The organism is Mongoliibacter ruber, assembly GCF_003003005.1.
Classification (GTDB): Bacteria; Bacteroidota; Bacteroidia; order Cytophagales; family Cyclobacteriaceae; genus Mongoliibacter; species Mongoliibacter ruber.
Genome location: NZ_PVTR01000008.1, coordinates 60,133 through 80,748 on the forward strand (window position 1 = coordinate 60,133; position 20,616 = coordinate 80,748).

A 20,616-nucleotide genomic window follows, 5' to 3' on the forward strand; every position below is an offset into this window, starting at 1 on the left:
TAAGGTTTTTTCCCTTCATCCTTACTTCCCTACGCATGGGATTATTTCTACAATATTTCTATCTATATCAACTGTATTTCTACTCTTTATTCTCTAGACCTTTGAGGCAGGATACTTCTATCTAATCTCTCGCTTCTTCCATCAAACCACCCCTCCAACACCTAAAAGCATATAAATTCCTGCGGCTATAGCAGCACCCAAAACAGGCCCAACTATTGGCACCCAACTGTAAGCCCAGTCACTTCCACCTTTTCCTTTGATGGGTAAAATCTGATGCATAATTCTCGGCCCTAGATCTCTGGCAGGATTGATGGCATATCCTGTGGTACCTCCCAAGGCCAAACCAATCACCCAAACCAAAAATGCTACAGGAAGTGCACCAAGTGACCCAAGCCCGATCGGTGTTCCGCTTCCATCTTCAATTACTGGTTCAGTCGAATAGAGGATTACAATGATCAAAACTGAAGTTCCTACGATTTCAGAAACAAGATTGGAAGGAAGGTTTCGTATTGCTGGTACTGTCCCAAAAGGAGCAAACTTTAAACCTTGATCATCGGTGGCGTCAAAATGATCTTTGTACACCAACCAAGCTATCCCAGAGCCAAACATCGCACCCAGCACTTGAGCAAAAACGTATTTTGGCACCAAGGCCCAAGCAAAATCACCTGCAATTGCCAACCCAATGCTGACAGCGGGGTTCAAATGGGCTCCGCTGTATGGCCCAGCTACCACTACACCTATGAACACACCCAGTGCCCAAGCTGTGGTGATGACCATCCATCCACTATTTTGTCCCTTGGTTTTGTCTAGTACTACGTTGGCAACTACTCCGGACCCCATTGCCAAGAGCAAGGATGTTCCTACAAATTCAGCAACAAATGCATCCATTATTCAACCCAGTTTTTAGAACGTTCAACAGCCTTATGCCAAAAATGAAGATTGGTTTTTACCTTTTCTTTCCCCATTTCAGGTTTAAATTTTTTATCTGACTCCCACAGTTTTTGGAGCTCAACTTCATCCTTCCAGAAGCCTACAGCCAAACCAGCTAAGAATGCGGCTCCTAAAGCTGTGGTTTCGATAATTTTTGGTCTGGAAATGACACAATCTAAAATATCCGATTGAAACTGCATCAAAAAATCATTTGCTGTTGCACCACCGTCTACACGCATTTCTTTGGTCGGTTCTTCACTGTCTTTCTCCATGGCCTTGAGCACATCATGAACCTGGTAAGCAATAGCCTCTAGTGCTGCCCTTGTCATATGGGCAATGGTAGTTCCTCGCGTAATTCCAAAAAAGGCTCCTCTTGCATTTTGATCCCAATGTGGTGCACCCAAGCCTGAAAGAGCAGGAACGAAATAAACACCATCATTATCTTCAAGACTTTCGGCAAGGGATTCACTTTCTTTTGCATCTTTAAAAAACTCTGTCCCATCTCTCAACCACTGGATGGCAGCTCCTCCAATAAAAACAGATCCTTCCAATGCATAATTGACTTTACCGTTGACCTCCCATGCAATGGTAGTCAAAAGGCGATTTCCTGAAGACACGGGCTTCTCACCTGTATTCATCACCAAAAAGCATCCTGTCCCATAGGTCGTTTTAGCCATTCCTGCTTCAGTACATTGCTGTCCATAAAGTGCTGCCTGCTGATCACCTGCGATTCCGGAGATAGGAATCTGATGAGAAAGAATATCTCCTGATGTTTTACCATACACTTCCGATGAAGACTTGACTTCCGGTAAAATTGTCTCTGGAATATCAAAAAGTGCTAACAATTCCTTATCCCACTGACGCTCATGAATATTGAAAATCATAGTACGGCTGGCATTGGACACGTCCGTTACATGACATTTCCCACTTGTCAACTTCCAAACGAGCCAAGTATCTACTGTTCCAAATGCAAGTTCACCATTTTCTGCCTTCTCCCTTGCCCCTGATACATTGTCTAATATCCATTTGATTTTAGTAGCGGAAAAATAGGCATCCAGAATCAATCCTGTTTTCCTGGCAATCATATCTGCCTTTCCTTTTTCCTTCAATTCATCACAGTAAGACGCAGTTCTTCTGTCTTGCCACACGATGGCGTTGTAAATGGCTTTCCCTGTATTTCTATCCCAAACAATTGTCGTTTCTCTCTGGTTGGTAATGCCAATTCCAGCTATTTCAGAAGCTTTGATCCCCTCATTGGCTAAAGCTTCAATCATGACTGCTGACTGACTTGACCATATTTCCTGAGGATCGTGTTCTACCCATCCTGATTTAGGAAAATGCTGTTTAAAATCTTTCTGTTCCGAAGAAACAATTTGGCCTTTTTTGTCAAATACTATCGCTCTTGAACTAGTCGTCCCTTGGTCTAGGGATAAAATATATTTAGACATCAAATTTGGGGTTTATGGTTAAATCTATTCAAAAGAAATACAGTAGATATAAGGTTGAAATATAGTCGAAATACAATTGAAATATTACCTAAAACACCCTGTTGACCTGGTAGTAATATTTCTACCATATTTCGCAAAGCATATCTCTATCTTACTTTTATGTTCGAGCAGCTAGGCCAAACATATTTCTATTTTATTTCACATCAGGTATATCTCATTTCAATATATATTTATTTGCTGTTTTTTCGAAATCTTTTATCTCTGCCTTCACCCAATCTTGATCAAATCCATTTGCTTCTGCCATAATTTCCGCAACTTTTGGAGCCATCTCAATTGCTACTTTCGCATCAAGAAACAAAACTCTTAATCTTCTAGCCAAGACATCTTCCACTTTGGCTGGCATTTCTTGACCTACTATCCATTTCACTTCTGCAAGGGTAAATGGATATTTTGGATGCAACCTTACAGCGATATCTTTGTCCTTTTCCATCATCTGCTCAATCAAAACAGCATCTGCGCCAAAACCGGACAAATGTCCTTCAGGCACTTTCTCAGTATAACCATGAAGTTTTAGAGTAGCAGAACTGCTTTCTTTTATGGCTTCTCCTGTCACTTCTGTGAATCTTTCAACTGTATCCTCTCCCATTTTCCTGAAAGTTGTCCATTTCCCTCCCGTGATGGATACCAGTCCACTTTCTGAAACGATAACTTTATGGCTCCTGGAAATTTCTTTTGTTTTGGCACCTCCCTCCTTGGGTGCTGCTAGCGGCCTCAATCCGGCAAATACTGACAGCACATCTTCTCTTTGTGGTTTCTTAGCGAGATATGCCTGGGCAGTTTCAAGTACAAAATCAATTTCTTTTTGTAAAGCTTCCGGCTCAAGCTTTACCTTATCTCTCAATGTGTCTGTAGTCCCGACTACCAGTTTACCCAACCAAGGCACAGCAAAAAGTACTCTGCCATCTGAAGTTTTTGGAATCATCAATGCATCCTTTCCACCAAGAAAACTCTGGTCAAATACTAAATGTATGCCTTGACTTGGCCTGATGCTTTTGGGTGCTCCAGGTTTATCCATCTGAAGAATTTTGTCTGCAAAAACACCTGTTGCATTCACCACCATTTTTGCTTTGATGGTATATTTCTTATCTGAGACCTCATCCTTGAATTTCAAGCCGTCAATTTTACCCGACTCGCTTTTTGTCAATGAAGTCACTTTGGCATAATTGAGTACACAAGCTCCTTGTTCATCGCAAGTTTGAGCCAGAGAAACTATCATCCTGGCATCGTCAAATTGACCATCATGATATACAACACCCCCCTTTAAGCCTTCTTGTTTGATCTGAGGCAGCCTTTTGATAGTTTCTGATTTGGAAATAAAACGTGATTTTCCCAATCTCAACTTCCCTGCCATCCAATCGTATATTTTCAGACCTGCACTGTATTGTACGCGGTCAAACCAGGTGTAAATAGGAATGATAAAAGGCTGATTGAAAGTCAAGTGCGGAGCATTAGAAATCAGGCGTCCTCTTTCCTTCAAGGCTTCAAAAACCAAGGCTACATCACCTTGAGCCAAATACCGCACTCCACCGTGTAGTAATTTGGTACTTCTACTAGAGGTTCCTTTCGCAAAATCTGATTTCTCAAGAAGTAAAACAGACAAACCTCTTGAAAGTGCGTCAATAGCCACCCCAAAACCTGAAGCACCTCCACCGATCACCGCTACATCCCAAACTTTATCTTTGCCATTCTTTAATTTTTCAACACTGACTGAACGCTTCATACAATTTATTTTATATCCCAAATATATACAAAAAGAAACAAAAGAAAACAAAACGAAACACATTTTTATCATTCGAAAAAAAATAGATATCTTTATAAGATAAACGAAACAATACGAAACTCCACAACAGCATGACTATAGCGGAAAGGCATAAGTACATTTTGGACAAACTTGAAGCTCAGGGATTTGTAAATGTAGCTGACTTGAGTAAGGAATTGGATGTGACTCAGGTCACTATCAGAAAAGACCTCAAAATCCTGGAGGACAAAGGACTTCTATATCGCTCTCATGGATCTGCCACTCCCAAATCCCCTTATGTCAATGATAAGCCTGTACAAGAAAAGAAACTTGTCAAGATTGAAGAAAAGTATAGAATTGCCCAAGAAGCAATCCGGTATATCAATGAAGATGACGCAATAATCATAGGCTCTGGAACAACAGTTGTGTCCTTTGCACAAGCCATCCCCAACCAACAAAAACTAACTGTATTGACAGCCGCCATGAATGTGACCTTGTCACTGCTGGACGCTCCTCATATTGAAATCGTTCAGCTTGGAGGGGTAGTCCGGAAAAGCAGTAGCTCTGTGGTTGGCCACTATGCGGAGGAAATGCTCAAACAGTTTGCCTGCTCAAAATTATTCTTAAGCGCTGACGGAATCAGTCTTGACCACGGATTGACCACGTCCCATATGATGGAAGCTCATCTAAATGCCCATATGATAAAAGGGGTACAAAAAACAATTGTATTGGCTGACTCAAGCAAGTTTGGCAAAAAAGGATTTGGGAAAATCTGTAACCTTGAAGACATCGATATCATCATCACAGACCAAGGTATTCCAGAACTTTACAGAGAAAAAATGGAGGGAATGGGAATTGAGGTAAGGATAGTTTAACTGACTTTTTATTGAACATCCATCAACATGAAAAAGAGCGCCAATTATGGCGCTCTTTTCAATTAAAATCTCTGTAAATTTTCCGTTCTACCATGGAATTGCCTCTTTCATCCAAAGTGACTTTGAATATGAAGTCATATTCAACATCCTTTAACTCTTCGTATTCCACATCATCATTTATGAAATAATTGACCAAATGATGGATCGTATTGCTGTGGCCGACTACTAGAATATTCCCTTTTCTTTGTTTAAGTTCTTTTACCAAATCATCATGTCTTCCAGTATCGTACGCTTCTATCTGGGCTCCAGAATGATTTGACACATGTCTCACTGTAGCTACTGTCCTTATAGTATTGGTACTGAAAATATGCGCAATCTCTTCTCCTTCAAGAATCTGCCCAAGTTTCACCGCCCTTGCAGCACCTGCTACGCTCAATTCTGGATCATCCCCCGTCAACAGTTTTTCTGCATGGCGTACAATGTAAATTGTTTTGGGTTCTTGTTTCTGTGAACAGGCCTCCATTATAGCCATCAGAACAATCACTAATATAATTTTGGTGAAATTTCGCATAGTAGTAGGTATCACTTGAGGTGAAACTGTAATTTACTTGGTGAAAATAAAATAAATGTATTGGTCAAAATTAACCACTGTAAGAATTATCAACATGTTGATCTTTTGCCCTTACAGGCTCAAATTCGAGGTATTGTTCCCAAAACGGCTCTTCGGGCAAGGCTGCACGTAAATACACTTTTTCTTTTTTGATGGGGTGAACAAACACCAAGTGAAATGCATGCAAGTTGATACTGGCATCTGCATTTGCCTTATGAAAGCCGTACTTCAGATCCCCTCTTATAGGGCAGCCCATAGAGGCTAGTTGAACCCTGATTTGATGAGGCCTTCCGGAAATAGGTCTTACCTCCAAAAGCCAATGATCATTCATTTTTCCTAAAGTTTTATAATTTAACTCGGCTTTTTGTGATCCCGGCACCTCTTTTTCATGAGCGGTGACTACATTTTTCTTCTCATCCTTGACAAGGTAATGAGTCAACTTACCGGTTTCTTCTTTAGGTCTTCTTTTTACCATTGCCCAATATACTTTGTGTATATCCCGCTTACGGAAAAGCTCCATCATCCTCTCCAAGCCTTTGGAAGTGCGTGCAAAAACCACAAGTCCACTGACAGGCCTATCCAACCTATGAACAGGATGCAAAAACACAGCTCCCGGTTTATCGTATTTATTGGCTATATAGTCTTTACAATAATCCGTAAGGGTTTTGTCTCCTGTTCTATCTCCTTGAACAAGGATTCCGGCAGCTTTATTCACTACCAAAAGATGGTTGTCTTCAAAGACAACCGAAAAAGGTTTATTTCTCATTTTAATTTTCCGGATTTTGACACAAAGATATTTTATTAATTACAGACCTCAGGGTCTTATTTGATTTTTATATTAAATTAAAGCCAATGTGTAACCTTCAATTTACTAATAACCTTACATTTAGAAACAGTACCTAGAAACCTGATTTGATGAATTTAAAAAAAACATATCGTGATACCATCGGAATTCTCAAAAACACAGTAAGCTATATTGGCCAAGACCAACCCATCGTTTACAGTGCCGCTATTGCCTTTTTCACACTTTTTTCACTTCCAGCCATTTTGGTCGTGATCGTCACCATTGGAACTGTTTTTTTTGAAAGGACTGAAATCAAAGATGAAATTGTAAGTCAAATTGAGCGAAACGTGGATTCTGAAGCTGCTGAACAAGTAAGTGAGGTGTTGAACAACGTGATGAATCTGCCAGACTCTACTCTTTACATCATAATTGCCATTTTGGTGATTTTCAAAAGTGCCACGATGATTTTCGGCATTCTTCAAAAAGCCTTAAATTCTATCTGGAAAGTAAAACTCAAAAAAGGTGTCAGTTTTTGGAAGATTGCCAAATACCGTACTATTCCATTGCTATTTGTAATTGGATTAGGCTTTTTGATGGTATTGACCCTTTTTATTGATCTGTTGCTATCATACATTTCAAATGTTGGCTCCGGAATTTTGCCGGAGACAGTAGAGTCTATCCTATTCGGCCTGACAAAAATGGCGGTCAATTTCTCCGTGGTGATTCTATTTTTCACCATAGTTCACAAAACCCTTCCTGACGCAATCGTCCAATGGAAAGACGCCATTGCCGGTGGAATCATTACTACCGTTCTCTTTTTAATCGGGACCAGAATTATTAATCTCATCATCTCCAATCTTGACCTCAATGATTACTATTCAGCGGCTGGCTCTTTGGTTATCCTCCTACTCTGGATATTTTATAGTTCAGTGATTCTATTTCTTTGCGGAGAGATCACCAAAGCATATGCTGTACAGCGTGGTCATAAAATTAAGGCCAAGCCCATTGCAGAGCTGTACTCGTATACGACAGATGAAGAAAAGGTTGCCGATTGAAATCTAAAACTCTGAAGTAAAATGGAAATCAATCTCAGGGTAATTGTCCTGTACCATCTGCAACCAAGACTTAGACTCCGCCATAAAGACAAGTTTTCCATCTTTATCTTGGGCAATATGCCTACTCTTACTTCTTACAAACTCATCTAATTTTTTCTTATCAGTGCTACTGATCCAGCAGGCTTTGTACAGATTCATAGGAGCGAATTCTACAGAAGCATTGTATTCATTTTTCAACCTGAACTGAATCACCTCAAATTGTAGCTGACCTACCGTGCCCACTACTTTTCTGGCGCCCATTTCATAGGTGAAATACTGGGCTACCCCTTCTTCCATCAGTTGCTTCAGCCCCTTTTCCAATTGCTTGGTCTTCATAGCGTCTTTGTTGATGACTTCTTTGAAGATTTCCGGAGAAAAAGAAGGAATACCCTTAAATGTCATGTCCTCCCCTTCCGTCAGGGTATCCCCAATCTTGAGGTTCCCTGTGTCAAAAAGCCCCACAATATCTCCTGGAAAAGCTTCATCCACCATTTCCCTATCTTGAGCCATAAACTGTGTGACGTTCGAGAAACGAAGTGGCTTGGGTCCTCTCACATGATTATAGGGTTTATTTCTTTGAAAAGTACCACTACAAATTCTTAAGAATGCAATCCTATTCCTATGGTTTGGATCCATATTGGCATGAATCTTAAAAACAAAACCTGAAAACTTAGACTCTTCTGGTTTCACTTCTCTGTCCTCAGTCTGACGGCTTTTCGGTGTCGGTGCTATTCTAATAAAAGTATCCAGCATCTCATTGACTCCGAAATTATTAACTGCCGAACCAAAAAATACAGGAGCTACTTTGCCTTCTAGGTACTCTTTTGTATCAAAATCAGTGTAAACACCTTCAATCAATTCAACATCCTCACGCAATTGATCTGCATAACTTTTGCCAATGATACCATCTAGTTTTTGGTCATCCAAATTCTCAAATTCCTCACGGGCATCACTTAGCTTTCTCTGACTGGGAGAAAAGAGGTTCAGTTTTTTATCGTAAAGATTATATACTCCTTTGAAGCTTTTCCCCATTCCTATTGGCCAAGAAAGTGGCCTTACTTGAATGTTGAGTTTTTCTTCGACTTCGTCCAAAAGTTCATATGGGTCTCTGCCTTCCCTGTCCAATTTGTTGATGAAACATATTACGGGAGTATTGCGCATACGGCAAACTTCCATCAACTTTTCAGTTTGAATCTCCACACCCTTGACACAATCAATCACCATGATAACTGAATCGACGGCTGTAAGGGTTCTGTATGTATCTTCTGCAAAATCCTGGTGACCGGGAGTATCCAATAAGTTGATTTTGATTCCTTGGTATTCAAACCCCATGACCGAAGTAGCTACAGAGATACCTCTTTGCTTTTCAATTTCCATCCAGTCAGATTTAGTCGCTGTATCAATTTTATTTGATTTCACAGCACCTGCCGTTTGTATGGCTCCACCAAAAAGTAAAAGTTTTTCTGTCAATGTAGTTTTTCCGGCATCCGGGTGGGCGATGATGGCGAAGGTTCTTCTTTTTTGTATTTCTTTGGTCAAACTCATGTCTTTCCCTTATCAAGTCGATTTTAAGTCTGCAAAGGTAAACCTTTAATTCAAAGGTTGGAAGGAGAGTGAACTTAAATTATACAGCGCTATACAAGCCGATTAAAAAGTAATTATTGTATCAAAAAATCCTCACGCTTGAAGCCAGAAACTCCTTCTTTGCTTCCGTGGAGCACAATCCTAAAAGTAGTACCGATTCCAGGCTCTGAAGTTTTGACATAGATTTTCCCACGATGATAGCCTTCTATTATTCTTTTAGCCAAAGTAAGTCCTAACCCCCAACCTCTCTGACGGGTGGTAAAGCCAGGATTAAACACCCTTTTGTACATGCTTTTCTCCATTCCTTTACCGGTATCTGTGATGTCCACAAATACAAATTTTTCGCTCTCTTTGATTATGTCGATTGATATGACACCCTGCCCTTTCATGGCATCTACAGCATTTTTACATATATTCTCCACTACCCATTCAAACAGCGGCTTGTTGATCATCGCTTCTATCTCATTGGAATAACCGTTGACTTTCATCTCTACTTTTGATGAAATACGTGGTCTCAAATAATTTATAGCTTCATCTACTACTGAAAAAACGTTTTCTGATTGGATGACTGGTTTACTCCCTATGGAGCTAAAGCGCTCAGTGACCATCCTCAACTTCACGATGTCTTTATCCATTTCCTGTATCACCTCCTTGTTTTCTTCCCATACAGGTGAATTACGAAGGTAATCTATCCAAGCCATTAACGAAGCTATTGGGGTTCCCAACTGATGGGCAGTCTCTTTGGTAAGGCCTGCCCAGACCCGGTTTTGTTCAGCCACCTTGGATTGATTGAAAACAGCATAAGCCAAAACCCCAAAAACAAGAATGACTGAAAGTTGTATATAAGGGTAATATTTGAGCGAGGTCAAAAGCTCTGAATTGCGGTAATAGACCAAAGCATCTTCGGTCACAATAGGCTCATACTCCGCCTTCATTGTTTCTACCTCTTTGCGCAATGTTTTCTGTCTGTCCTCTTCTGTACTTCTTTTCTTGAACTTGATGTTTCTATAATCGACAACATTCTCATCTGAATCTACGACAATCACAGGAATCGAAGTATTCTGCTGAATGATTTCTTGATTGATAAAGGTGAGGTTATCTGTATTCAAGGAAGCATACTCCAATGCCCTCGCCAAGAGTTCGATTTGCCTTTTCTCACGGTCCTTCAACTCTTCCACCAAAAGATTAGTATAATAAATAGAACCAAAACTTATGATTATAGAACAAATGAAAATGAGCCACTTGATTTTGTTCTTGTTGGTATATAAATCTAAAGTTGCGATATCCTGAAGTCTGTTCTTCATCAAAGGGGTGTTGGGGATTTTCTATTATAGACAACTCATTTTATCGATAGATATTATCAATCTGACAATATTACCTTTTCAACTCATGCGGTCTTATATTTGTACAGGGTGAGTTATAAATCAAAAATATAAATATTATGAGCACAAACGACATAGGTTTAAAAATAAAAGACAGTAAATTATTGGTGGAAAAACTGAATAGCCTTTTGGCTAACTATGAAGTTTATTACCAAAACCTGCGAAACTTCCACTGGAATATTACGGGTCCAAACTTCTTTGAACTTCATGCTAAATTTGAAGAGCTATACAACGAAGCCAATTTAGGTATTGATGAAACAGCCGAAAGGATCCTGACATTAGGAGCAAGACCTTTTTCCTCTTTTGAGGAATACATCAATAATGCGGAGATCAAAGAAGCTAAGCAGGTAGAAGATGGTAAGAAAATGGTGGAAATTATCAGAGATAACCTGAATACTTTATTGCGACTAGAAAGATCCGCTCTGGAAATAGCTGCCGAGCACGGAGATGAAGGAACAGTTTCTTTAATGAGCGAATACATCACAGCAAAAGAAAAAACTGTTTGGATGCTATCCGCATACCTGAAATAAAAATGACTCTTAAAAAAAAGGCTGGAATTGCTCCCAGCCTTTTTTCATATTAAACATTCACGTGTCTTTCGGCATGATAAGAAGACCTTACTAGTGGTCCTGATTCCACATATTTCAAACCTCTTCTCAATCCTTCTTCTCTGTAAAGATCAAACATGTCGGGATGAATGAATTCAGCTACTTCTATATGCATTTTAGTCGGCTGAAGATACTGGCCTAATGTGAGTATATCACAACCATGAGCTACCAAATCATCCATAGCTTTATATACTTCATCTTGCTTTTCACCTAAGCCCAGCATAATTCCAGTCTTGGTTCTCTTCCCAAATTCTTTGGTCAGTTTAATCTGCTCCAATGATCTATTATATTTGGCTTGAGGCCTCACCCTTCTATAAAGAGATTCAACTGTTTCCATATTATGAGAAACAACTTCCTGGCCACCGCTGATCATTCTATACAGTGCATCCCAATTTGACTTCACATCCGGGATCAAAGTTTCTATTGTAGTTTCTGGAGAAAGTTTTTTGGTTTCTACTACTGTTTGATACCATATCTCTGCGCCTTTATCTTTGAGTTCATCCCTATTGACTGAAGTCAGTACAGCATGCTTGACTCCCATCAACTTAATGGCCTCAGCCACTCTTCTGGGCTCATCTGTATCATATTCAGGTGGGCGTCCTGTTGCAACAGCACAAAAAGAGCAAGAGCGTGTACAAACATTTCCCAAAATCATAAAAGTTGCAGTTCCAGCTCCCCAACATTCGCCCATATTGGGACAATTGCCACTCTCACAGATGGTATGGAGCTTATGTTCATCTACAAGCTTCCTGACTTTAGCATATTCTTTACCTACAGGCAATTTTACCCTCAACCAATTAGGTTTTTTCTTTTTAGTTGCCTCTTCGGATATTACTGGTAGTTCGATCATTATATTTCTGATTTTACTTTGGCGAAATTACTCCCAAAGATTCATTTTACCCAATCGCTGGCCTATTTCCTGAAACCATAGAAGAAAGTAAAATAAACCGACTGAAAAACCTGCCTGTTTTCAACAGTTGGCATCAGCGGGATTTCTCTTGTAAAACCTTCCAATTGATAACCAAGTTCCAAACCTGTGACATTTGATTTAAATACACCAAATTCGAAGTTTACTGCAGCTTTGGCATTCGCCCCAAACGCAATGTCAGAGCCTCCAATACCTTCAAAAATTCTACCTGGCCCAAGAATATTGAACCTACTCTGATGAACTGCAGGATCAAATTGTTCTCTCACTGTCTCAACACGATTGACAGTATACTCTATAAAATATGGAGCAATAACACCAATTGAAGGACCCACTGCGCCTAACACTGACACCTGTACTCCTTGTTGGGGTGCTTTTTTGAACAATATCCTTTCCCTTCCGTAATATGGCCGGATTGAGTATAGATAATTCGATTTTCCGAAAATAAAAGAATTGCCCAATACTGTGGTGTTCCTTACTTCTTTAGGGTTTTTGACATTTGCCAAGTCCAAACCAAAAAACTGGAAGTTGGTATCATCTATTCTCATTCCATATTTAAATGAAAAACCTCCCACCAGTCCTCCATTGGTATTTTTATTGATCCCAATTAAAATCTCAGTATCATATTCATAATCTCCGGCATCTAACCGCTGTCCTAGCACGATGCCTGAAAACAGGAAAAAAAACAGGGCTACTGTATATTTAATACCTTTCATAATGTGTCGCTTGGGAAATTAACGCTAATTTCGTTTGTAAGTTATAGAACCAAAAATAAAAATAAGAGTTTATGGCTACTATCAAAAGTTCCTATTCCGGAAATCTTAGGACAGAAATGATCCATATTCAATCCGGTAGCAAAGTAATCACTGATGCACCATTGGACAACAATGGAAAAGGGGAAGCATTTTCTCCAACAGACCTTATTGCAGCTGCCTTGGGAAGCTGTATGGTGACCATTATGGGTATTGTTGCTGATAGAGATGGCGAAAAGCTTGAAGGACTGAGCTGGGAAATCACCAAAGTCATGCAATCAAATCCAAGAAAAATAAGTGAGATAGCTATTCATTTTATCTGGGAAAAACCTTCAGAAGACAAAAACATGCGTCAAAAGCTAAAAAACGCGGCTTTAACTTGCCCTGTAGCCCTTAGCCTAGATCCCTCTATCAATCAGACCATAACTTTCAACTTTTAGTCTTAAATAAATTACCTGAGTTTGTAGCGTTATCTTTACCCCCTGCGTCTAGTATTTAACATCTAACAATAAGTAAGTCCTCATCATTGGAACAACACCTGATTAAGGAAGCAAGGAAAGGAGATCAAAAATCTCTTGAAATGCTCTATAAGCATTTCTATGGCTATGCTATGAGCATTGCCTTACGTTATTCCAATGGTAGGGATGAAGCCTGCGAAATTGTCAATGACAGTTTCATGAAAGTATTTGATAAACTCCCTCAATATAGTGAAGCCAATTCATTTAAAGGATGGTTTAGAAGAATACTCGTCAATACCTCCATAGACTATTACAGAAAAAATGTCAAACACTTTTCCGCAATGGATATTGAAAAGGTAGACACAGAAAGCTATGAGCCTGAAATCATCAGCCAATTATCAAAGGAAGACATATTAAACATCCTAAGATCTCTGCCCGAAATGCTCAGGATAGTTTTCAACATGTATGAAATCGAAGGGTATTCACACAATGAAATTGCTGAACAGTGTGGCATCCCTGCCAGTACATCCAGAACTTACCTAGCTAGGGCTAAACAAAAATTAAGAGACAAGATAACAGAGTTAAATCAAATCAGAAATGAAGGAGCAGTTCGATAAAAAACTTGCGGATAAAATCAAAGCCTCCTTTGAAAATCACGAAGAGGCTTACGATCCCAAAGAATGGGATAAGCTTGCGTCTGCATATTTCGCAAAGCCAAAAGGTACTGCATTTCCTTCTTGGATTTATTGGGCTGCATCTTTCGCAGCGATTGCTTTGGTAGCAACTTTCCTACTTTTTAACCAAGGAGAAGAACCCATTGAAAGCCTTAGTGATATCAAAACGGAAACATTCGAAGAAGAAACACCAAATGCTGAAGAAAAAGAAGAAGAAAAAGATATTTTGAATATTTCACCTTCAGCCCCTATCGAAAGGAATAAAAATCTGGCCAAATCAGAATTACCAAACCAAAGGCCAAATCAATCCCCGCCAAAAAAACCTATGCCTAGCCAAACTTTAGCAGAGGCATCTTCCGAAGTCAAATTGACTGACGAAAAAGTAACTCAAATAGAAGAAAAACTTATCGCCAGTACCAGCAAAGAAGAAGAAATCATAAAAGAAGTCATCAAGGAAACTGAAAAAGCTACACCTATTTCAGAAAAAACTTTGGCCAACGCACTGAAAGAGGAGGATGAAAGTAAAGCCCTTGCTACAATAAATGAGTGGCTATCTGATGGGAATGAAAAAGATGTAAGAGAAGAAAAAGAAGATGAGGCTTTTGAACCCTTAAAACTTGGTGTATATCTTATGCCTCAAACAACCACTTCTTCGACCCAAGCCTTGAATTTAGGAGCTGGAGTGATTACAGAACTATCAGTATCAAAGAGGTTCAAGATTGATATTGGCTTGGCCTATGCCCAACAAAACCTAGTCCCTGGCACAAACAACAATTCTAATGTAATGGTGGCAGAATCTCTATCTTATTCCGATAGGTCAGCCATGATGTCTAGTAACTTTATTACTACGACCAATGAGTTGAGTTTTGGTCAACTTGAAGTACCCTTCAATCTCAAATACAAAATCTTTGAGAACCAAAAATCGGACATCTATGTCATCTCAGGGGTATCCAATATGTTCTACCTCAACCAAAGAAATACTGTAACTTACAATACTGTCAATTTGGCCAGCTCTGGGTTTGCAGGCTCACAAGCTGCAATAACAACCGTCTCTGAGACTTTCACCCCTGACTCACAGAACAACACGAACAGCAACACTGGCATTGGCCAATTGCTTAATTTAAGCATGGGATTTGAACAAAACCTTAGTAATGGCACGTTCATTTCCATAGAACCCTTTTACAAATTATCATTGGGCAATCAAACATTCATCAACCAACAGTTTTCAATTGGCGGACTCAACTTAAGGATGAACTTCCAACTAAAGGATAAAAAATAATGCTATGAAAAAATATTATTTGTTTCTGTTCTTGGCCTTTACAATGGGTTGTACGCAGGATGCGGATGAAGGAGTCAATGAAGATATTGAAAGAGATGAAAGAAAACTTTTAGAATTCTTTGCTCAAAATAACATCAATCCTAATGAAACCTCTCTAGGTATTTTCTTCGAAAAAATAGAGACCAATGACCTGGGAAATCAAATCACAAGTGGAGACATAGTAGGCATATATTATGAAATACGCACGATAGATGGCAGATTGATTGATAGCTACACGGATGAAAGCAGACCCCCTCGTTTGTATATTCATGAAGATGGCGGTACTATTCCTAGAGCGATAAATTTTGTTTCTAGTTTTGCAAAAGAAGGAGAAACTGTCTTACTCTATGCCCCCGCTTATTTGGGGTATAATGATTATTATTTTGGACAGCTTATTCAGCCTGAAGAAAATTTGAAGATCCGTATCAAGTTCAAAAAAATATATAGTGAGCAGGAAATACAAGAACTTGAAGACCAAGAAATCACAGAACACATAGCATTTAACAATCTTGTTGGTTTCGAAGAATCTGAGTCCGGTTTATTCCTATTGGAAATTGCGGAAGGAGATACTGAAAGTCCAAAAGCTGAAAATGGTAAAATCATCCGTATCACTTATAGCATATCACATCTAAATGAAGTACAGCCTGTTGCACAAGTCAGCTCCCAATCCAACCCATTCCAAGTGACTATTGGGGATGCGCAAAACGTTCCTTTTATTGAAGAATTGCTGAAAGGACTCTCTAAGGATGCAGAAATCCGAGCAATAGTACCTTCGCATCTTGCATTTGGCGCCACCACTCAGGTATTCCCTTTTGAAATACGAAGTGACTTGGTCCAAAAAGGCAGGCTCAATCAAACCGTGAGGCCATTTGAACCCATAATCTTTCAGGCTAAAGTTGTGGATGTAAGGTAAGAGGCTATTCAATTTTCACGCTAGCTTACTCATCTTTTGGTTTATCATCTACTTTTAGCCAATTTTGGAAAGATATAACCCAAATTGATATGAGTTACCTTTTTGAAAGTTTTGCAGGTTGGCAGTCCTATTGTCAGGAAAAAGATCTGAATCTATATGAATCTGTCATTGAGTATGAAGTTACCCAAAGGGGTAAGACGGAGGAAAGCATCTGGAATAATCTGGATAAAGCCTATACAGTGATGAAAGAGGCTGTAGAAACCGGCTTAAAAGAAGAGATGACCTCTAGGAGTGGGATGATCAACAATGGAGCTAAGAAGGTATACAATCACCCAGTATCTGTACTTTCTCCAGAATTCCAAAGACTGATTTCAAGAGCCTTGGCGGCAAAAGAGGTTAATTCTTGCATGGGAAGGGTTGTGGCTGCACCGACTGCAGGTGCTTCAGGAATTCTTCCAGGTACACTTTACACACTTCAAGAAATACATAATCTTTCCGATAAAAAAATATTGGAAGGCTTGTTGGTAGGTGCAGGTATAGCCTTGATTATCGAACAAAAAGCAAGTCTTGCTGGTGCTGTAGGAGGTTGTCAGGCAGAAACTGGCTCAGCTGCGGCAATGGCAGCTGGAGCAATGGTCTATTGCTTAGGTGGTACAGTAAGCCAGATTTTCAATGCGGTCGCCATTACAATTCAATGTATGCTTGGGTTGATATGTGACCCTGTAGCTGGATTAGTTGAAATCCCCTGTGTAGTGAGGAATGCCAGTGCCGCTGCCATCGCCAATAGCTCAGCTCAAATCGCCTTGGCTGATGTAAGTGCTGTCATTCCTGTGGATGAATGCATCGACGCAATGGGAGAGATCGGAGCAAATATGGAGACAAAATACAAAGAAACTGCACTCGGTGGTTTAGCTGCTACGATCACAGGTCAGGAAATTTCAAAAAGAGTACTGATTCAGGACATTGAGATCTTACCCGACGAAGACTTACCCGAATAACTTTTGAAAAAGGGGTATTGTCAAAATCCAATTTATCGAAGTTCCCATAATTATCACCCAAGCAAGACCACTGAAGAACATATAAGACAGTATCTTATTTCTTTTCACATTAAATGCCACCATGATGATGGTGCCACCGATTGGCGTCAAAAATATTGGAGTAGCAATGGCAATTCCTATTACTCCAAATTTTTGCCAAACTTGGACAATTCTCCTTTTTCTCTTGGTAAACCTCTTTTTATTCACATTTAATGTCCAATGTGATTTAAACCAATTCCCCAAATAGGTAACAAAAAGAACTGATGTCATCATTCCGCCAAGCGTTACAATAATAATCTCAATGAGTCCATAACCTGCTGCTGCACCAAGCAAGGGACCCGCTACAAATTTGAAAAGGCAGGTGAAATAAATAGCTAGAAATTTCAAAAAGTACTCCATTAGATTAGTGTATAAATATATAGTAAGTAAATGACCAAAAGAACCAACCCTTCAAGCCTGCTGATCTTTCTTTTGGTTCTAAGTATGGGGAATAGAAGAAGTGTAAACCCAAGCATCCAAATAAAGTCAACATTGATAAACTCTTGACTTACGGCAATTGGATTAATAACGGATGTAATTCCTATTATTGCAAGTACATTCATGATGTTACTCCCTAGAATATTACCTATTGCGATATCGGTTTTTTTATTCCATGCAGCTATCAGGGAAGTAACTAATTCTGGCAGACTAGTACCAATTGCGATAACGGTGACCCCTATTACTCTTTGACTAATACCGAAACTTTCAGATATTTCAACCGCACTATCCACAAAAAGATCCGAACCAAAATAAAGCCCAACAATCCCAACAATCAATAAGATTAGAGGTTTAAAGATATTTGATTGCTCAGTGGAAGAATTTTCTAAACTAACAGGGTCCACTCTTGCTATTTTTTTGAAAAAATAAATATTAAGCGATACGAGAAGAACAATGAAAATAAGGCCTTCAAACCTTGAGAGTATTCCATTGTATGCAAAAACAAAAAATAGTATTGATGACAATAAAGTAAACAGGTAATCAAGCTTCAATATAGACTTATGAATCGCAATAGGATAAACCATCGCACTTATTCCAAGGACTAAGGAAATATTTGAAATATTTGACCCTATCACATTCCCCAGAGCAATGTCACTATTTCCTTTGAGGGCTGCATTGACACTGACCAATAGTTCCGGAGCTGAAGTACCAAAAGCCACAATTGTCAAACCAATCAATCCTTCACTTAGGCCAAAGAAGGATGCTATTTTTGACGCCCCATCTACAAGGTATTTTCCGCCTGCGAGAAGTATGACCAAGCCCAAAAACAAGAAAAAGTACACCATGGTATTTACAGCTTAGGACCAAAAGCCAAATCACCTGCATCGCCCAAGCCTGGAACTATATATGATTTTTCATTCAAGGCTTTATCTATAGTTCCAACCCAAATTTTATGCGGTATCTCAATTTGGCTGGAAATATGCTCAATTCCTTCCGGAGCCGCTATCACACCAACTATATGTAGTGATTTTGGAGCCCCTATTTTTAGCAAATTTGAAACGGTACTCACTATTGACTTACCCGTCGCTAACATCGGGTCAATCAATATTACTTCTCTATCCGAAATATCAGGGGTTGCTTGATAAAGAAACTCTATATCAATTCTATTTTCTTTTTCTTGCCTGTATGCTCCTACAAAACCACAATCAGCCTTGTCAAAAACATCCAAAAATCCCTGAAAAAAAGGCATAGCGGCACGCAAGACACATATTAGCAAAGGCTGTTCATCCAGCACTTTCCCTTTTGTTACCTCGATGGGTGTTTGTATGGATTTTGAAATAAAATGTAGATCCTTTGAAAGCTCATATGCCAAGATTCCGCCAATCCTTTCAAGATTTTTTCTAAATCTTGTCCTATCCTTTTGAATCTCGACATCTCTCAATTCACTTAGGTATTGATGGACTATATTGTCACAATCACTTAATACAAACATTTTTGACATTTACTGAAGGTTTATTTTTATGATCAAATATAAGATGAGAAAAAAATATTAAGATTAAAATTGCACAAAAAAAGCCTAACCGAAATGGTTAGGCTTTATATTTATTGACGTATTGTCTATTACTTAACTTCGAAGCTTGTTCTTCTAGCAAGTTGTCTAGCATCAGCTGACCTCTTATCTACACTAGTATCTTCACCGTATCCTTTGTAAGAAATTCTACCACCTTCAATACCTGATGCAATTAGCAAGTCATAAACTGCTTTAGCTCTTCTTTCAGATAATTTCATGTTGTAATCCTCAGGTCCGATTTCGTCAGCATAACCTTTGATTTCAAGGTTAACACCTGGATTTCTCTTAAGGAAGTTAGAAACATAATTTACAGATGAAGCAGAATAACCTAGTGGTTTAGAGCTGTCAAATGCAAAATACACATTCACATAACCTTCATTGATTGCTTTCATGAAGAAATCTACTTCTTCAACTTCTTCAATAGGACATCCATCGTTAGATGCAGGACCTGGAGCAAATGGACACTTATCCAAGTGATCAGGGATACCATCACCATCAGAATCCAAAGTTCTACCAAAAGAATCTACTCTTGCACCAGCTGGAGTATTAGGCTCTTTGTCAAGATAATCAGGGATACCATCACCATCAGAATCTTTCAACATGTCCTTGATTTCACCAACTTGCTGAGCAAGTTCTTCCTTGGTAGCATATTTATCAGCAGCAATGTACCAATCAGCATGCTGATTTTTACTTCCTAGATAAATATTCAAACCGATAGTACCAGTCCACCAAGTCGCGCCAGTTCCAAAGAAACCGTTGTTAGTCGCTGCTGGGACGTTAGGATTAGCCACACTTGGAGGCATTGTGCTTGGAAGGATTGCAGAAGCTCCATCAAATGTAACAGTCTGACGACCATTCATGATGTGGCTAATATCACCTACCAAAGCTACTCTTTCAGATAGTTTAACTTGTCCAGTCAAACCGGCGATAATATTGTATACATTATCATTGAAATCATTGAATGCATTTTCTTGTGGTCTTACCTGGCCAATACCGGCACCGAAATGACCTAATAAACTTACATTTCTAGAGAAAGTCTCCCAATTCATGATTCTACCTAAGTTAGCAACACCTTGAAGGTTTACTCTATGGTAGTTAGTAGAAAAGGAAGGGCTATTCCCACTTGATTCGTTGAATGTTCCGAAACCGAAATCCAGCTTCGCACCAAATTTTTCATTGAACATATATCTCACCCCAAGGTCAGCATGTCCAATGTTCAAGGTTGGAGACAAAAAACCTGGAGTTAACGGAGCCATTGGTTTATTGAATCCACCACCAAATTCGACAGACCATCTGTTGAAGTCGTCGTCCTGAGCATTGACTCCGAAAGCCAAAGCACCAGCCATGATTGTTGATAGTAGTAATTTTTTCATAATAAA

Annotated in this window: 21 protein-coding genes; 8 read left to right on the forward strand and 13 right to left on the reverse strand. The window is 39.3% G+C overall.

The annotated features are described in order from the left end of the window. Positions 1-141 precede the first annotated feature (141 nt). The 3 genes from CLW00_RS13900 to CLW00_RS13910 form a co-directional block, all read right to left on the reverse strand. Positions 142-888, reverse strand: a complete 747-nt coding sequence (locus tag CLW00_RS13900) for an MIP/aquaporin family protein (RefSeq protein WP_106134306.1) — start codon at positions 886-888, stop codon at positions 142-144. Next, on the reverse strand, positions 888-2,378 hold the full coding sequence (glpK, locus tag CLW00_RS13905; RefSeq protein WP_106134307.1) for a glycerol kinase GlpK: 1,491 nt from the start codon (positions 2,376-2,378) through the stop codon (positions 888-890). Before glpK ends, CLW00_RS13900 begins: the two co-directional genes overlap by 1 nt. A 214-nt stretch (positions 2,379-2,592) precedes the next feature. Continuing rightward, positions 2,593-4,158 (reverse strand): glycerol-3-phosphate dehydrogenase/oxidase, encoded by a 1,566-nt coding sequence (locus tag CLW00_RS13910; protein ID WP_106134308.1) that lies wholly within the window; start codon positions 4,156-4,158, stop codon positions 2,593-2,595. A gap of 131 nt (positions 4,159-4,289) precedes the next feature. Between CLW00_RS13910 and CLW00_RS13915 the strand changes: the two genes are divergently transcribed. Then, positions 4,290-5,051 carry a DeoR/GlpR family DNA-binding transcription regulator gene (locus CLW00_RS13915; protein ID WP_106134309.1) on the forward strand — a complete coding sequence of 254 codons (762 nt, stop codon included), beginning with the start codon at positions 4,290-4,292 and terminating at the stop codon, positions 5,049-5,051. A 58-nt stretch (positions 5,052-5,109) separates the two neighbouring features. Here CLW00_RS13915 and CLW00_RS13920 read toward each other — a convergent pair whose 3' ends face one another. Together CLW00_RS13920 and CLW00_RS13925 are read right to left on the reverse strand one after the other, a co-directional pair. Further along, positions 5,110-5,622, reverse strand: coding sequence for a phosphoglycerate mutase family protein (locus CLW00_RS13920; RefSeq protein ID WP_106134310.1), 513 nt, complete (start codon positions 5,620-5,622; stop codon positions 5,110-5,112). A gap of 70 nt (positions 5,623-5,692) precedes the next feature. Further along, complete coding sequence (locus tag CLW00_RS13925) at positions 5,693-6,427, reverse strand: RluA family pseudouridine synthase (protein ID WP_106134311.1); 735 nt, start codon at positions 6,425-6,427, stop codon at positions 5,693-5,695. A 149-nt stretch (positions 6,428-6,576) separates the two neighbouring features. Here CLW00_RS13925 and CLW00_RS13930 point away from each other — a divergent pair, with 149 nt between their 5' ends. Continuing rightward, the gene (locus CLW00_RS13930) at positions 6,577-7,500 is read left to right on the forward strand and encodes a YihY/virulence factor BrkB family protein (RefSeq protein ID WP_106134312.1); all 924 of its coding nucleotides are present in this window, start codon (positions 6,577-6,579) and stop codon (positions 7,498-7,500) included. A gap of 3 nt (positions 7,501-7,503) precedes the next feature. Here the strand turns inward: CLW00_RS13930 and CLW00_RS13935 are convergent, their stop codons facing one another. Together CLW00_RS13935 and CLW00_RS13940 are read right to left on the reverse strand one after the other, a co-directional pair. After that, positions 7,504-9,084, reverse strand: coding sequence for a peptide chain release factor 3 (locus tag CLW00_RS13935; protein WP_106134313.1), 1,581 nt, complete (start codon positions 9,082-9,084; stop codon positions 7,504-7,506). A 113-nt stretch (positions 9,085-9,197) separates the two neighbouring features. After that, entirely contained in the window at positions 9,198-10,427 is a 1,230-nt protein-coding gene (locus CLW00_RS13940; protein WP_106134314.1) for a sensor histidine kinase, read from the reverse strand. Positions 10,428-10,564: 137 nt separating this feature from the next. Here CLW00_RS13940 and CLW00_RS13945 point away from each other — a divergent pair, with 137 nt between their 5' ends. After that, entirely contained in the window at positions 10,565-11,035 is a 471-nt protein-coding gene (locus CLW00_RS13945) for a Dps family protein (protein WP_106134315.1), read from the forward strand. A 49-nt stretch (positions 11,036-11,084) separates the two neighbouring features. Here CLW00_RS13945 and lipA read toward each other — a convergent pair whose 3' ends face one another. Both lipA and CLW00_RS13955 read right to left on the reverse strand, forming a co-directional pair. Next, positions 11,085-11,963, reverse strand: a complete 879-nt coding sequence (gene lipA / locus CLW00_RS13950; protein ID WP_106134316.1) for a lipoyl synthase — start codon at positions 11,961-11,963, stop codon at positions 11,085-11,087. 62 nt (positions 11,964-12,025) lie between these two features. Continuing rightward, positions 12,026-12,754: a hypothetical protein gene (locus tag CLW00_RS13955; protein WP_106134317.1), complete on the reverse strand. Its 729-nt coding sequence runs from the start codon at positions 12,752-12,754 to the stop codon at positions 12,026-12,028. A gap of 71 nt (positions 12,755-12,825) precedes the next feature. On the opposite strand from CLW00_RS13955, the gene CLW00_RS13960 reads away from it, so the two are divergent. From CLW00_RS13960 to sdaAA, 5 genes are all read left to right on the forward strand, one after another. Continuing rightward, the gene (locus CLW00_RS13960; RefSeq protein WP_106134318.1) at positions 12,826-13,230 is read left to right on the forward strand and encodes an OsmC family protein; all 405 of its coding nucleotides are present in this window, start codon (positions 12,826-12,828) and stop codon (positions 13,228-13,230) included. An 86-nt stretch (positions 13,231-13,316) separates the two neighbouring features. Then, complete coding sequence (locus tag CLW00_RS13965) at positions 13,317-13,865, forward strand: RNA polymerase sigma factor (protein WP_106134319.1); 549 nt, start codon at positions 13,317-13,319, stop codon at positions 13,863-13,865. Then, the gene (locus CLW00_RS13970) at positions 13,846-15,201 is read left to right on the forward strand and encodes a hypothetical protein (RefSeq protein WP_106134320.1); all 1,356 of its coding nucleotides are present in this window, start codon (positions 13,846-13,848) and stop codon (positions 15,199-15,201) included. Before CLW00_RS13965 ends, CLW00_RS13970 begins: the two co-directional genes overlap by 20 nt. Before the next feature lie 4 nt (positions 15,202-15,205). Continuing rightward, entirely contained in the window at positions 15,206-16,153 is a 948-nt protein-coding gene (locus CLW00_RS13975) for an FKBP-type peptidyl-prolyl cis-trans isomerase (protein ID WP_106134321.1), read from the forward strand. 89 nt (positions 16,154-16,242) lie between these two features. Next, complete coding sequence (gene sdaAA / locus CLW00_RS13980) at positions 16,243-17,151, forward strand: L-serine ammonia-lyase, iron-sulfur-dependent, subunit alpha (RefSeq protein ID WP_106134322.1); 909 nt, start codon at positions 16,243-16,245, stop codon at positions 17,149-17,151. On the opposite strand, the gene CLW00_RS13985 is transcribed toward sdaAA, so the two are convergent. From CLW00_RS13985 to CLW00_RS14000, 4 genes are all read right to left on the reverse strand, one after another. Beyond that, a complete protein-coding gene (locus CLW00_RS13985) occupies positions 17,140-17,589 on the reverse strand; it encodes a hypothetical protein (protein WP_106134323.1) in 450 nt (149 codons plus the stop codon). The genes sdaAA and CLW00_RS13985 overlap by 12 nt on opposite strands. After that, positions 17,589-18,512, reverse strand: coding sequence for a calcium/sodium antiporter (locus CLW00_RS13990; protein ID WP_106134324.1), 924 nt, complete (start codon positions 18,510-18,512; stop codon positions 17,589-17,591). The genes CLW00_RS13985 and CLW00_RS13990 overlap by 1 nt, the downstream gene beginning before the upstream one ends. Before the next feature lie 5 nt (positions 18,513-18,517). Beyond that, positions 18,518-19,168 (reverse strand): uracil phosphoribosyltransferase, encoded by a 651-nt coding sequence (upp, locus tag CLW00_RS13995; protein WP_342747911.1) that lies wholly within the window; start codon positions 19,166-19,168, stop codon positions 18,518-18,520. Between the two features lie 119 nt (positions 19,169-19,287). Then, on the reverse strand, positions 19,288-20,610 hold the full coding sequence (locus tag CLW00_RS14000; protein WP_106134325.1) for an OmpA family protein: 1,323 nt from the start codon (positions 20,608-20,610) through the stop codon (positions 19,288-19,290). Between the last annotated feature and the right edge of the window lie 6 nt (positions 20,611-20,616).